Source organism: Bellilinea sp. (assembly GCF_053501535.1).
This window is the reverse complement of record NZ_JBRCOK010000163.1, coordinates 1-11,342: the sequence shown is the minus strand read 5'-3', so window position 1 is coordinate 11,342 and position 11,342 is coordinate 1. Positions and strand designations below refer to the sequence as shown.

Annotated in this window: 11 protein-coding genes; 10 read left to right on the top strand and 1 reads right to left on the bottom strand. The window is 55.5% G+C overall.

Annotated elements, in window-relative coordinates:
- Positions 1-100 precede the first annotated feature (100 nt).
- The 3 genes from ACWIZX_RS14870 (at position 101) to ACWIZX_RS14860 (ending at position 3,503) form a co-directional block, all read left to right on the top strand.
- Positions 101-1,468 (top strand): cytochrome P450, encoded by a 1,368-nt coding sequence (locus ACWIZX_RS14870; RefSeq protein WP_448336343.1) that lies wholly within the window; start codon positions 101-103, stop codon positions 1,466-1,468.
- 325 nt (positions 1,469-1,793) lie between these two features.
- Complete coding sequence (locus ACWIZX_RS14865) at positions 1,794-2,018, top strand: Trm112 family protein (RefSeq protein WP_448336342.1); 225 nt, start codon at positions 1,794-1,796, stop codon at positions 2,016-2,018.
- A gap of 39 nt (positions 2,019-2,057) precedes the next feature.
- Positions 2,058-3,503, top strand: a complete 1,446-nt coding sequence (locus ACWIZX_RS14860) for an LCP family protein (protein WP_448336341.1) — start codon at positions 2,058-2,060, stop codon at positions 3,501-3,503.
- 5 nt (positions 3,504-3,508) lie between these two features.
- Here the strand turns inward: ACWIZX_RS14860 and ACWIZX_RS14855 are convergent, their stop codons facing one another.
- Positions 3,509-4,327 carry an alpha/beta fold hydrolase gene (locus ACWIZX_RS14855; RefSeq protein ID WP_448336340.1) on the bottom strand — a complete coding sequence of 273 codons (819 nt, stop codon included), beginning with the start codon at positions 4,325-4,327 and terminating at the stop codon, positions 3,509-3,511.
- Between the two features lie 173 nt (positions 4,328-4,500).
- Between ACWIZX_RS14855 and ACWIZX_RS14850 the strand changes: the two genes are divergently transcribed.
- From ACWIZX_RS14850 to ACWIZX_RS14820, 7 genes are all read left to right on the top strand, one after another.
- Positions 4,501-5,235 (top strand): GntR family transcriptional regulator, encoded by a 735-nt coding sequence (locus ACWIZX_RS14850; protein ID WP_448336339.1) that lies wholly within the window; start codon positions 4,501-4,503, stop codon positions 5,233-5,235.
- Between the two features lie 43 nt (positions 5,236-5,278).
- Positions 5,279-6,577 carry an ABC transporter substrate-binding protein gene (locus ACWIZX_RS14845; RefSeq protein ID WP_322792498.1) on the top strand — a complete coding sequence of 433 codons (1,299 nt, stop codon included), beginning with the start codon at positions 5,279-5,281 and terminating at the stop codon, positions 6,575-6,577.
- A gap of 106 nt (positions 6,578-6,683) precedes the next feature.
- Positions 6,684-7,568, top strand: a complete 885-nt coding sequence (locus ACWIZX_RS14840; RefSeq protein WP_448336338.1) for a carbohydrate ABC transporter permease — start codon at positions 6,684-6,686, stop codon at positions 7,566-7,568.
- Positions 7,568-8,428, top strand: coding sequence for a carbohydrate ABC transporter permease (locus tag ACWIZX_RS14835; protein ID WP_322792496.1), 861 nt, complete (start codon positions 7,568-7,570; stop codon positions 8,426-8,428). Before ACWIZX_RS14840 ends, ACWIZX_RS14835 begins: the two co-directional genes overlap by 1 nt.
- The gene (locus ACWIZX_RS14830; RefSeq protein WP_448336337.1) at positions 8,425-9,390 is read left to right on the top strand and encodes an ROK family protein; all 966 of its coding nucleotides are present in this window, start codon (positions 8,425-8,427) and stop codon (positions 9,388-9,390) included. The genes ACWIZX_RS14835 and ACWIZX_RS14830 overlap by 4 nt, the downstream gene beginning before the upstream one ends.
- A gap of 6 nt (positions 9,391-9,396) precedes the next feature.
- Positions 9,397-10,437 (top strand): SIS domain-containing protein, encoded by a 1,041-nt coding sequence (locus ACWIZX_RS14825; RefSeq protein WP_448336336.1) that lies wholly within the window; start codon positions 9,397-9,399, stop codon positions 10,435-10,437.
- Positions 10,438-10,463: 26 nt separating this feature from the next.
- Positions 10,464-11,288, top strand: a complete 825-nt coding sequence (locus ACWIZX_RS14820) for a M55 family metallopeptidase (protein WP_322792702.1) — start codon at positions 10,464-10,466, stop codon at positions 11,286-11,288.
- The last annotated feature ends 54 nt before the right edge of the window (positions 11,289-11,342 follow it).

Sequence of the window (11,342 nt, the reverse complement as noted above, 5' to 3'; positions counted from 1 at the left end):
CGATTTTGGGGGAGGTGCAGGTGGGGGCTTAAAATGCTCAAGATAATTGAAATAATGTATCCGAAACCGAGGTTGATAATAAATTTAAAGAAGGTTTATCATGTCCCAAGTATCTGCTCCTGCCCCTGTATTTTCCACCATCCCGGCAGCCGCCGGTATGCCGGTGTTGGGTGTTCTACCGCGTTTTGCGCGCGATCCGCTCAACTTTCTCCTGGATGCCGCCCTTCGTTACGGGCCGGTCGTTCGACTTGACCTAGCCAGCCGTTCCACTTATCTGGTCAGCCATCCAGAGGGGGTCAAACATGTGCTGCAGGATAACAACCGCAACTACCGCAAAGGCTACGATCAGGCCAAACCACTGATGGGCGAAGGTCTGGTCACCAGTGAGGGTGAATTCTGGCGCAGCCAGCGCCGCTTAATCCAGCCCTCCTTCAGCCGGCAGAACCTGAGTGAATACGCCAAAGTGATGGTCAGCGCGACTTTGGATCGTTTGCCTCATTGGGAAGCGTTGGCACGCCAGCGTCAGCCGGTCAATTTTGGTGAGGAAATGATGCGCCTGACTCAGACCATCATTGTGCGCACCATGTTCAGCGATGATGTAGGCGATCAAGCCGATGCGCTTGGTAAAGCCTTTGACCAGACCCTTGAACACCTGAATCAGGTGTTATTCTCGCCGCATCCCATTTTTGAAAAACTGCCCACCCCTGCCAACCGCCGCCACGAGCAGGCGCTGCGCTTTCTGGATGAATTCATTTACCGCCTGATCGAAAAACGCCACCAGAGCGGAGTGGACAACGGCGATTTGCTCTCGCGCTTGCTGCTGGCACGTGACCCGGAAACCGGTGAGGGCATGCCCGATCGCCAGATTCGCGACGAGTTGATGACCATCTTCCTCGCCGGGCATGAAACCACTGCCAACGCACTGGCCTGGACATTTTACCTGCTCGCCCGGCATCCGCTGGTCGAATTTCGCCTGCTGGATGAAATTCAGCAAGTCGTGGGCAATCGTCCTCCCTCCGTGGAAGACCTGCCGGCAATGTCCTACGGCGCAATGGTGTTCAGCGAAGCCCTGCGCCTCTACCCCCCGGCCTGGATGTTTGCCCGTCATGCTATCGAAGAGGATGTGATTCAGGGCTACCCCATCCCGGCTGGTACGATGATCTTCCTCAGTCCGTATGTTACCCATCACCACCCGGATTACTGGGAAAATCCCGAAGCCTTTGACCCAGAGCGTTTCAGCGAAGCGCAGTCTGCTCAGCGCCCGCGCTATGCCTATTACCCCTTTGGCGGCGGGCCGCGTCAGTGCATCGGCAATCATTTTGCCCAAATGGAAGCCCAGCTGCTGATGACCATCATCTTGCAGCATTTCCGGGTCGAACTGGTGGATGGGATAAAAGTCAAGCCCACTCCCATTGCAACCTTGCAGCCGAGGCCGGGAGTGTTTGTCTACCTCGAAAAACGCCAGTAACCCTGTTCGTCCGGGGGCGATTATCAAAGAAGTACAAATTGATCCATAAATCGCAAAGACGCTTTGATGTTCAAAAAATCCTTTGCATCTTTGCGGCTTTGGGTTAAGGCTGACCGGCCTGCCAACCCGGAAATTCAATCCAGGATGGGTGCTATTTTCAGGATATACCGGGCTTCATGGTAAAATCATGCAAATACCGCGAAGGCGTATCCCTTGCAGCCTTCGTATTCCCCCCTCTTCCTGAATTCTTTGTGTGGTGAATCGGGAAAGAGGATGGAAGGGGTGGTATATAATAGATAAGGTAAATCCTGCTCCGTTGGGAGGTATGATGGTCAATCCTGAATTACTGGAAATTCTGCGTTGCCCCGCCTGCGTGCGCGAAAAAGAGGGGCTGCTGGATTACTATAAAGAAAGCTGGCTGATCTGCCGCGACTGCGGGCGAAAATACCCGATTGTGGAAGACATTCCGGTTATGCTCATCGAAGAAGGCGACAAGTGGGTCAACACAGCCGTTGAAGCGCTGCCCGTTCCCCCGCCGCCGATGGAATAACTCTCAAAAGATGGAATGGATCTTGCACCCTGTGGGGGCATGATCCGAACTTCTGTGCGTTATCGAAAGATTAAGATGGCTCAACGACAACAAAGAATGGCTTATAAGCGGACACCGCTGGATCGGGTGACGCTGATCGTGCTGATTGCTTTTATCGTCCTGGCGGTCATTACCGCCGTGGTCACCTTCAACGTCGCCCGGGATCTTTTCAAATCGTGGACGGCAACGCCGCTGGAAGGGATTGCGGTAGGCAGTTCATCCAACAATCCGGCCGTCCCCACCTTACCGCCCAATACGATCTTACAGCCGGCTGGCGGGCCGCAGCCCCAGCCGTGGGACGGTAAAAATCGAGTCAATGTCTTGCTGATGGGGTTGGATTACCGCGATTGGGAAGCCGGTGAAGTGCCGCGCACCGACACCATGATGCTCTTCACCCTGGATCCGATCAGTAACACCGCCGGCATCCTGTCCATCCCGCGCGATATGTGGGTCAACATCCCCGGTTATGATTATCACAAGATCAATCAGGCCTACTATTTTGGCGAACTGGATAAACTGCCCGGCGGCGGCCCGGCGCTGGCCATGGAAACCGTCAAGCAGTTTTTAGGTGTGGATATTCAATACTACGCCCAGATTGACTTTAATGCCTTTGTGCGCTTCATTGACGAAATCAAAGGGGTTAAAATCCGTGTGGAAGAACCCATTACCGTGGTGGTGATGGGCACGAACCGCAAGATCACCCTTGAGCCGGGCGTCGTGACCCTGCCGGGGGATATTGCGCTGGCCTATGCCCGCCAACGCTACACTGAGGGCGGTGATTTTGACCGTGCCCGCCGTCAGCAGCAGGTGGTACTGGCCATCCGCGACCGCATTCTCAGTTTCGACATGCTGCCCACCCTGATCACCCGCGCGCCGGTACTGTACAACGAACTGGCCAGCGGCGTGCGTACCAACATGAGCCTGGAACAAGTGATTCGGCTGGCGTGGCTGGCGCAGCAGATCCCCGAACAGAATATCAAGCGCGCCGTCATCGGCACCGATGCAGTTGAGTTCGGCACCTCGCCGGATGGGCTGGATATTCTCATCCCCATCCCGGATCGGATTCGCCTGATCCGTGACGAAATTTTCACCAGCGGCGGACCGGTTGGGCCGGTTGCGCTGGCCGAGGACCCGGCATCCCTGATGCAGGCTGAGGCAGCCCGGGTTTCGGTGCAGAACGGCAGCGGAACCGACGGCCTGGCTGGCCAGACTGCAACATGGCTGCGTGATCAGGGTTTCAATGTGGTGGACGAATCGAATGCCGATCAGTTCTACAATGTAACCACTTTCTTTGTCTATAACGGCAAGCCCTACACGCTGCGGTATCTGACTACCTTGATGGACATTCAGAATCCGCGCGTGTACAACCGCTATGACCCCAACGCCCCTTACGACATCGCTGTGGTGGTCGGCAGTGACTGGGCAGCCTCAAACCCCATGCCCTGAAACCGTTATTTGCCCAGCCGCTTAATGAAAGCGGCTACCTCGCGTAAATAGTTCATGTAGGCTTCACGGTGCACATTATGACCAGCAGTGGCAATGCGCACCGTTTTGCTTTTAGGCCATAACTTTTGGACCTGCTGAATGACCGGCGGGGTAAGCACGGCCCCCAGGGCCGGCTCACCGGTGAGGATCAAACCCGGACAGGCAATCTGACGGACAATTTCGCGCCAGTCGGGCTGGGGTTGAACAATCCAGTCCAGCGCTTCCAGTTTTACCTGTTGTTTGGCTTTTGCCCACTGGAAAAATTCGCTCTCATCCCACAGCGGGTTATCACCTTTACCTTCTGCAATGATCTCATCCAGTGATTTTTGTTTGAGATCGTTCAGCCAGGCGCGCCAGTCAGCCAGCTTCTTTTCGCGCCGCGCCTCATCTGCCCCGCTGCTTTCCTGCCAGGGAGGGTCTTCCAGCACCACACCGCGCACCATTTTGGGCAGCCGGGCAGCGGTCAGGGCTGCCGTTTCCGCCCCCATTGAATGACCGATCAGGATTGGCCGATGAAGCTGCAAGGATTCAATCAGCACACAGACATCCTGAGCCTGCACAAGCGGCGAAGCCCCGCGCGCATCCAGCCCGGAAGAACCATGACCGCGCGCATCCAGCATAATCACATCGAATTCCACTTCCAAAACCAGCGGCAGGCGGTTCCAGCACAGGGCATTATCGCTCAGCCCGTGCAGCAAGATGATTGGCGGCTTTTGTCCGCCGGTGCGGTAGTACTGGATGCGTACCCCTTCCGATAGAATGTGTCCGTAAAACAATTGCGGCATGTTGAATTTCCCTCAACGGTAAATCTCAGTATACCCCTGATTCAACCTTCGGCAATGTTTTTGTCAAAGTTGTTTTGGAATTGAACGGACTGAATACTTGCACCTCTCGAGAAACTTGTTATAATAAGTATGCTAAGTATAGCAGGCACTTAAACAGATCCCTGCCACATTCTATGACCACTACCATCCGACAGACGACCAGACCCCTCTACCAGCAACTGGAACAGGAAATCCTGCGCCAGATTCGGCATGACGAATTGAAGCCGGGAGATAAACTGCCCTCCGAAAGCGAACTTTCCCGTCGGTTCAACGTCAGCCGCATCACCGCCCGCCGGGCAATCAACAACCTGATCCAACAGGGGTATGTCTATTCGCTGCAGGGCAAAGGCACCTTTGTGGCTCAGACGCGCATCCGCGAATTATCCGGCTTTCGGTCATTCAGCGAGGATATCCGCGCGCGCGGCATGACGCCCTCTTCCCGCCTGCTGCAAATCCGCCGCATTCAGCCCAAAGCCAGCCTGCGAGCTGAACTGAACCTGCCGGCCGGAATTGCCGTCTATCGGCTGGAACGCATCCGGCTGGTCAACGACGAGCCGGTGGCATACGAGGATGCCTACCTCCCTGCCAGTCTATGCCCCGGGTTGGAGCAGTTTGACTTTGAAAAACGCTCGCTGTTCGATGTCCTGCGCAGCGAGTTCAATCTCAATCCCACCTGGGCAGATGCCGAGCTGGAAGCCGCCGCCGCCGATGAAACCCTGGCGGCCCGTCTCGCCATCCGTCCGGGTGAACCGGTGCTGATTGCCCTGCGTCACACCTACACCGAAACCATGACCGTCATCGAATTTGTGCGCTCCGTCTACAGTGGCAAAAACTTCACCTTTTATACCGGACGGCAATACATCGGGTAAAAGACCCATTAATTTCACTTTTCAATACCAATAAGGAGGAAGTATGCGTGCAGTAAGTCGTCTTTTCTTTGTGGTTGTTTTGCTGGCGGTTGTGGTGATGAGCGCAGCCGGATGTGCGGCTCCACAACAGGCGGGCGGGCCAAAAGTCGTTAAGGTGCTTGCCATGCAGCAGGCCGGCCCCACCCCGGAGGAGATGAACGCCATTGTTGCCAAGTTCAACGAATCTTCTCCAGATGTGAAGGTCGAAATCGAGTACGTTTCGTATGATGCCCTTCACGACAAAATTGTCACCGCCATGGCGACCAATCCGCCGTCCTATGATGTCGTTCTGGTTGACGATATCTGGTATGCCGAGTTCGTCAAGAACGGTTACCTGTGGGATGTTACGGACAAGATTGACCAGAACACCAAACAAGAAGTATTCTCCACCGCCTGGGACATTACCTCGGTGAACGGACGTATCTACGGTATGCCGTGGCTGCTCGACCAGAAGTACTTCTACTACAACACCGAAATACTGGAAAAAGCCGGCGTGGATGTACCGCAAACCTGGGAAGATCTGATCGAAGCCAGCCGCAAGATCAAGGAAATGGGGTTGGTGGAGTATCCGATTGTCTGGTCATGGGCGCAGGCTGAAGCGGCGATTTGTGACTTTGTCGCCCTGCTCTATGGCAACGGCGGCAGCTTTGTGGACAGCAACGGCAATCCCACTTTCAACAACGAAAAGGGTGTCCAGGTCGTTGAGTGGATGGTCAAGACCGTTGACGAAGGCCTGTCCAACCCGGCATCCATTTCCTATGTAGAGGAAGATGTACGCAATGTCTTTTCGCAGGGTAAAGCAGCCTTTGCCCTCAACTGGCTGTATATGTACGATTTAGCCGCCCTCAATCCTGATGAATCGCAGGTGGTTGGTAAAGTTGGCCTTGGATTGGTACCGGCATTCAAGGGCAGCGGTGTACCCAGCGCCACCATCAACGGCTCGATGGGATTTTCGGTGATTGACAAGTCGCCCAACCGCGAAGCGGCGTGGGAGTATGTCAAATTCCTGACCAGCGAACCGATTCAGAAAGAATACTCCGCCCATCTTCTACCTGTCTGGAGTGGTAATTATGAGGGGCAGGCACTGGAAGAATTGAAATCGCTGAACGAATCCAATCCGGTGACTGTGCCGGCTTTCAGCGCCCAAATCGTGTATTCCCATGTGCGCCCGAAAGTGCCCTTCTACCCCGAATTTTCCAAAGCCCTCCAGCTGGCATTGCAGGAAGCCCTGACCAAACAAAAGAGCCCGGCTCAGGCATTGAATGATGCTGCCGCCAAGTGGAACGAACTGGCTTCAAAATAATTGATCTACTCGCTGATGGGGCGGGGAAACAAATCCCCCTTTCCCCGCCCCCTTTTTTTGCCGAAGGTTTTTATTGATGAGTATTCCAGCAGTAAAGCCAAAACCAATGACCCTTACCCAACAACGCTTGCGGGACGGGTTTTGGCTGCTATTCCCCGGTTTACTGGTTATTTTTGGAATTACCCTGTTTCCGATTATTTATACCTTTGTATTAAGTTTTACCGAAACCCCCATCTCCAATCCAACCCCCCAGGGCTTTATAGGCATTCGGAATTATCTTTATTTCCTCACCAATTCGGTTTTTTGGGCAGCCATCCGCCGCACGCTTTACTTTACAATTGTCTCGGTTGGCGTTGAATTAATTTTGGGGATGGGGTTAGCCTTACTGATTCATGCCCGTCCTTTCGGCTGGCAATTTTTACGCACCAGCCTGATCATTCCGTGGGCAATTCCTACCATCGTCAACGGCGCCATGTGGCGCTGGATTTACAACGCCGATTACGGCGCCCTGAATGGTTTACTGTTTCAATTAGGCATGATTGACCGTTACAGGGCCTGGCTTTCCGAGCCTGTGGCAGCCATGAATCTGGTCATTGTTGCCGATATCTGGCATTCGGTACCCTTCATTGCATTAATCTTGCAGGCAGCCCTTGCTACCATCCCGCGCGAACTGGAAGAAGCCGCCGCGGTGGATGGTGCCAATGTCTGGCAGCGGTTCTGGAATATCCGTTTTCCGCTTTTACAACCGGCTATCCTGGTTGCGCTGGTCATTCGCACGGTAGAGGCTTTTCGCGTGTTCGATATTATTTATGTCATCACCCAGGGCGGGCCTGCCTTTGGAACGGTAACCATCTCTTACCTCACCTATCTTGAATCATTTTCATACGGACGGTTGGGCGGCGGCGCGGCCCTCTCGTTTCTCATTTCCGCCTTTACGCTGGTGATGGCTTTGCTGTACATCCGACTCTTGTATCGGGAGGATTTGCGCTGATGAAAACATCCCGTCAGCTTGGCAGTAAAGCCCTCTACTTTTTATTGACGCTCGTGGCACTGCTGGTCATTTATGCCCCCATCGCCTGGCTTTTTCTCGCCAGCATTTCCACCCGCGCCGACCTGCTGGCCACCCCGCCGCGTTGGATTCCCGAACACCCCACCCTCAAAAATTATCTGGATATTCTTGTGCCGGGCACGGCCGTTTCCGAAGTTGCCCGCACCTTCAAAATCACGTTGGGGAATTCCCTGCTGGTGGCATTGACCACTACCGCCATCTCTCTGGTGATCGGTTCGCTGGCTGCGTACGCGCTGGCGCGTTTGCGGCTGCCCTTCCGTAATACAGTGTTTTTTGGCGTGCTGAGTGTCAGGATGATTCCGGAAATTTCTCTGGTCATCCCGCTGTACATCATCGCCGCCCGACTGAGCATTCTGAACAAACCAATTGTCCTGATTCTCACCTACCTGAGTTTTGCCCTGCCTTTTACCATCTGGATGCTGACCACCTTTTTTGAAACCGTGCCAGAAGAACTGGAAGATGCCGCTTTGATTGACGGCAGTTCCCGCTTGAATACCCTCTTTCGCGTTGTGATTCCGGTAGCAGCGCCGGGAATCATCTCCACAGCCTTGTTCACATTTTTACTGGCTTGGGATGAATTTTTCTTCGCCTTGATTTTTACCAGCACGGTAGCAGCCAAGACCGTCCCGGTTGCCATTGCCGAATTCACCGGGCGTTATGCGGTGGATATTACCGCCATGATGACCGGCGGTATTCTGGCAGCCCTTCCGCCTGTACTTCTGGCGCTGATCTTCCAGCGTTTCATCGTCAGTGGACTTTCCGCCGGAGCCGTTAAAGGATGAGCCAGACTGAATTTGTGGTTGGGATTGATTTGGGCGGTAGCAACATCCGCGCCGCGGTTGTCAGCCAGCAGGGAGAAATTAAAGCCTGGGCGCAGGCGCCAATTGAAGCAGCCCGTGGCGTAGAACAGGGCATTCAGCGGATTCAAAATCTGATCCGGCAGGTAATGGAACAGGCCGGTATCAGGCAAATTGCCGGAATCGGGTTTGGCAGCACCGGCCCCATTGACCGGAAAAGGGGACTCATTCAAAATCCCTACACCCTGCCCGGCTGGGAAAATGTGGATATCCGCACCCCTTTAAGTCGGGCTTTTGATGCACCGCTGATCATGGAAAATGATGCGGATGCCGCCGCACTGGGAGAAGCCTGGCTCGGCTCGGGTAAGGGCACTTCCCGTTTTGCACTGGTGACCGTTGGCACCGGTGTTGGCAGCGCATTCATCCTTGGCGGGCAAATTTACCGCGGCATGGACGGGGAACATCCCGAAGCCGGCCATCAGATACTCGATCCGAACGGCCCGCCCTGTTATTGCGGCGCTCACGGCTGCCTGGAGAGCCTCGCTTCCGGGCCGGCCATCGCCGAAAGTGCCCGCAGACTGATTCAGCAGTATCCAAACAGTTCACTCGCCGGCCTCCACCAAAGTGGACAGATCATTGAAGCAACCCATGTAACCGAAGCCGCACGGCAGGGTGATGAATTTGCCCAAAAAATTATCCGCGAGGCGGGCTGCTATCTCGGACTGGGATTGGTCAATCTGATTTTGTTTTATCTGCCGGAGTGCATTGCGCTGGGCGGTGGGGTAATGAAAAACTACGATTTGTTTTTCCCCCACATTCAGCAAGTGCTCCGGCAGCATGATGTCGTCGTACCCACCCGCCGCGTTCGGCTGGTGCCGGCTTCATTGGGCAACAAAGCCGGTGTGCTCGGCGCTGCGCGGGCTATCTGGCTTGAACTTAAAGGATAATCGAACATGAACAACAATCCCTATGTGCAAGATATTCTTTCTCAACCGCAAGCCCTGAGAGCCGCTTTGCGGGGTTATCCATCTGAAGAATTGAATCGGCTTGTGACCGATCTGGATCGGTCGAAGTTTGACCGAATTTTGATTACCGGCATGGGCGCTTCGCTGAACGGCTCATATCCGGCTGTACTGCGCCTGAGCCGTCTGCCGTTGCCGGTGCAGTGGATCGAAACCGCCGAACTGGCGCATTTTTCCAGCGGTCAAATTACCCCCCGTACCCTTTTATGGGTCGTTTCGCAATCCGGGCGCAGCGCCGAAATTGTGCGCCTGCTGGAGTTGTGCCGGGAAAAGCCCCCCGCTGCCTTGCTGGCAGTGACCAACGAAGCCGACAGCCCGCTGGCACAGGCAGCCCATTTTTACCTGCCGCTGAACGCCGGCAGTGAATTTACTGTCAGCACCCGCACTTACCTGAATACCCTCGCGGTGATGGGGCTGGCTGCAGCGCAATTGTTGGGTGAGCCAATTCAGGCAGAATTGGATTCCTTTTACGCGGCTGCCGATGCTGCCGAAAGTTACTTACAGCGGCTGGATGATCACTTTCAAGCCCTTCGGCAGCTGGCTGAGACTCTGCAAATGCTGCTGCTGGTAGGGCGCGGCAGCTCGCTGGCCGCGGCTTTCAACGGGGCATTGGTGCTGAAAGAGGCTGCTAAATTCCCTGCCGAAGGGATGAGCGCAGCACAGTTCCGCCACGGACCATTTGAACTGGTGGATGCTGCTTTCTGTGCGGCGGTTTTTGGCGGCGATGAAGTCACCCGCAGCCTGAACCTCAATCTGGCAAACGACATTCTGCGCCACGGCGGGCGGGTGGTTTGGATTGACTCTCAACCTGCGCCTGACCTGGCGGCATGGGTCATCCCTCCTGTCTCGCCGCATGCCCGTCCGGTACTGGAGATTTTACCCATTCAGGTATTGAGCATTGTGCTGGCTGAGCGGCGCGGTTTCGTGCCCGGCCAGTTCCGTCATCTGGGCAAGGTGGTGCTTCAGGAATAAAATAAGACAAAAACGGAGAAAACCTGATGAAAATCCTGATTGCAACCGACATGGAAGGGGCTTCCGGCGTGGTGCATTTCGACCAGACCGACCCCAGCCACGCTGAATACGCCCGCTTCCGCCGCCTGCTGACCGGAGATGTCAACGCAGCCATCCAGGGAGCCGCTGCTGCCGGCGCAACCGATTTCATCGTCGCCGATGGTCACTGGAACGGCAGCAACATCCTCATCGAAGAACTCGACCCGCGCGCCCAATTATTTGCCGGCAGCCCAACCCCGTGGGGCATGGTGGACGGCGCGGATCAGGGGGTGGATGCGGCACTGTTCATCGGCTATCACGCCCGGGCCGGCACCCAAAACGCCATTCTGGATCACACCTGGTCAAGTGTGCGGGTGTTCAATGTCTGGCTGAACGGCCGGCTGGTGGGTGAGTTTGGGCTGAATGCGGCGGTTTGCGGTCATTTTGGCGTACCGGTGCTGATGGTTTCCGGCGATCAGGCCGTGTGCGCCGAAGCCGCCGAATGGGTTGCCGGCATCGAAACCGCGGTGGTCAAAACCGCTGGCGGAAGGATGAGCGCGCAATGCCTGCCACTCGAAACTGCCCGCCGCGTCATCCGCGAAACGGCTGAACGCGCCATGCGTCGGCTGATTGCCGGGGACGCCCCCGCTCCCCTGCGCGTGGACACGCCGGTCAACATTGAAATCGAGTTCCACTACCCGCAAATGGTGGATAACGCCGCGCTGTTGCCCGGCAGCCAGCGCTTGGACGGCAGAAAGATTGCTTATCGTGCTGCCGACATGCTGGAAGCCTACCGCGCCTTCCGCGCCGCCGTCGGCCTGGCAGGCCGATGAGTTAATTTAACGTGGGTTCGGGATAAGCACAAACCGCGGTGAGCAGCAAAATGG

Bases quoted from the DNA above. Each gene is read 5' to 3' on its own strand.
- ACWIZX_RS14870 (WP_448336343.1), top strand. From the start codon at position 101: ATGTCCCAAGTATCTGCTCCTGCCCCTGTATTTTCCACCATCCCGGCA.
- ACWIZX_RS14865 (WP_448336342.1), top strand. From the start codon at position 1,794: ATGATGGTCAATCCTGAATTACTGGAAATTCTGCGTTGCCCCGCCTGC.
- ACWIZX_RS14860 (WP_448336341.1), top strand. From the start codon at position 2,058: ATGATCCGAACTTCTGTGCGTTATCGAAAGATTAAGATGGCTCAACGA.
- ACWIZX_RS14855 (WP_448336340.1), bottom strand. From the start codon at position 4,327: ATGCCGCAATTGTTTTACGGACACATTCTATCGGAAGGGGTACGCATC.
- ACWIZX_RS14850 (WP_448336339.1), top strand. From the start codon at position 4,501: ATGACCACTACCATCCGACAGACGACCAGACCCCTCTACCAGCAACTG.
- ACWIZX_RS14845 (WP_322792498.1), top strand. From the start codon at position 5,279: ATGCGTGCAGTAAGTCGTCTTTTCTTTGTGGTTGTTTTGCTGGCGGTT.
- ACWIZX_RS14840 (WP_448336338.1), top strand. From the start codon at position 6,684: ATGACCCTTACCCAACAACGCTTGCGGGACGGGTTTTGGCTGCTATTC.
- ACWIZX_RS14835 (WP_322792496.1), top strand. From the start codon at position 7,568: ATGAAAACATCCCGTCAGCTTGGCAGTAAAGCCCTCTACTTTTTATTG.
- ACWIZX_RS14830 (WP_448336337.1), top strand. From the start codon at position 8,425: ATGAGCCAGACTGAATTTGTGGTTGGGATTGATTTGGGCGGTAGCAAC.
- ACWIZX_RS14825 (WP_448336336.1), top strand. From the start codon at position 9,397: ATGAACAACAATCCCTATGTGCAAGATATTCTTTCTCAACCGCAAGCC.
- ACWIZX_RS14820 (WP_322792702.1), top strand. From the start codon at position 10,464: ATGAAAATCCTGATTGCAACCGACATGGAAGGGGCTTCCGGCGTGGTG.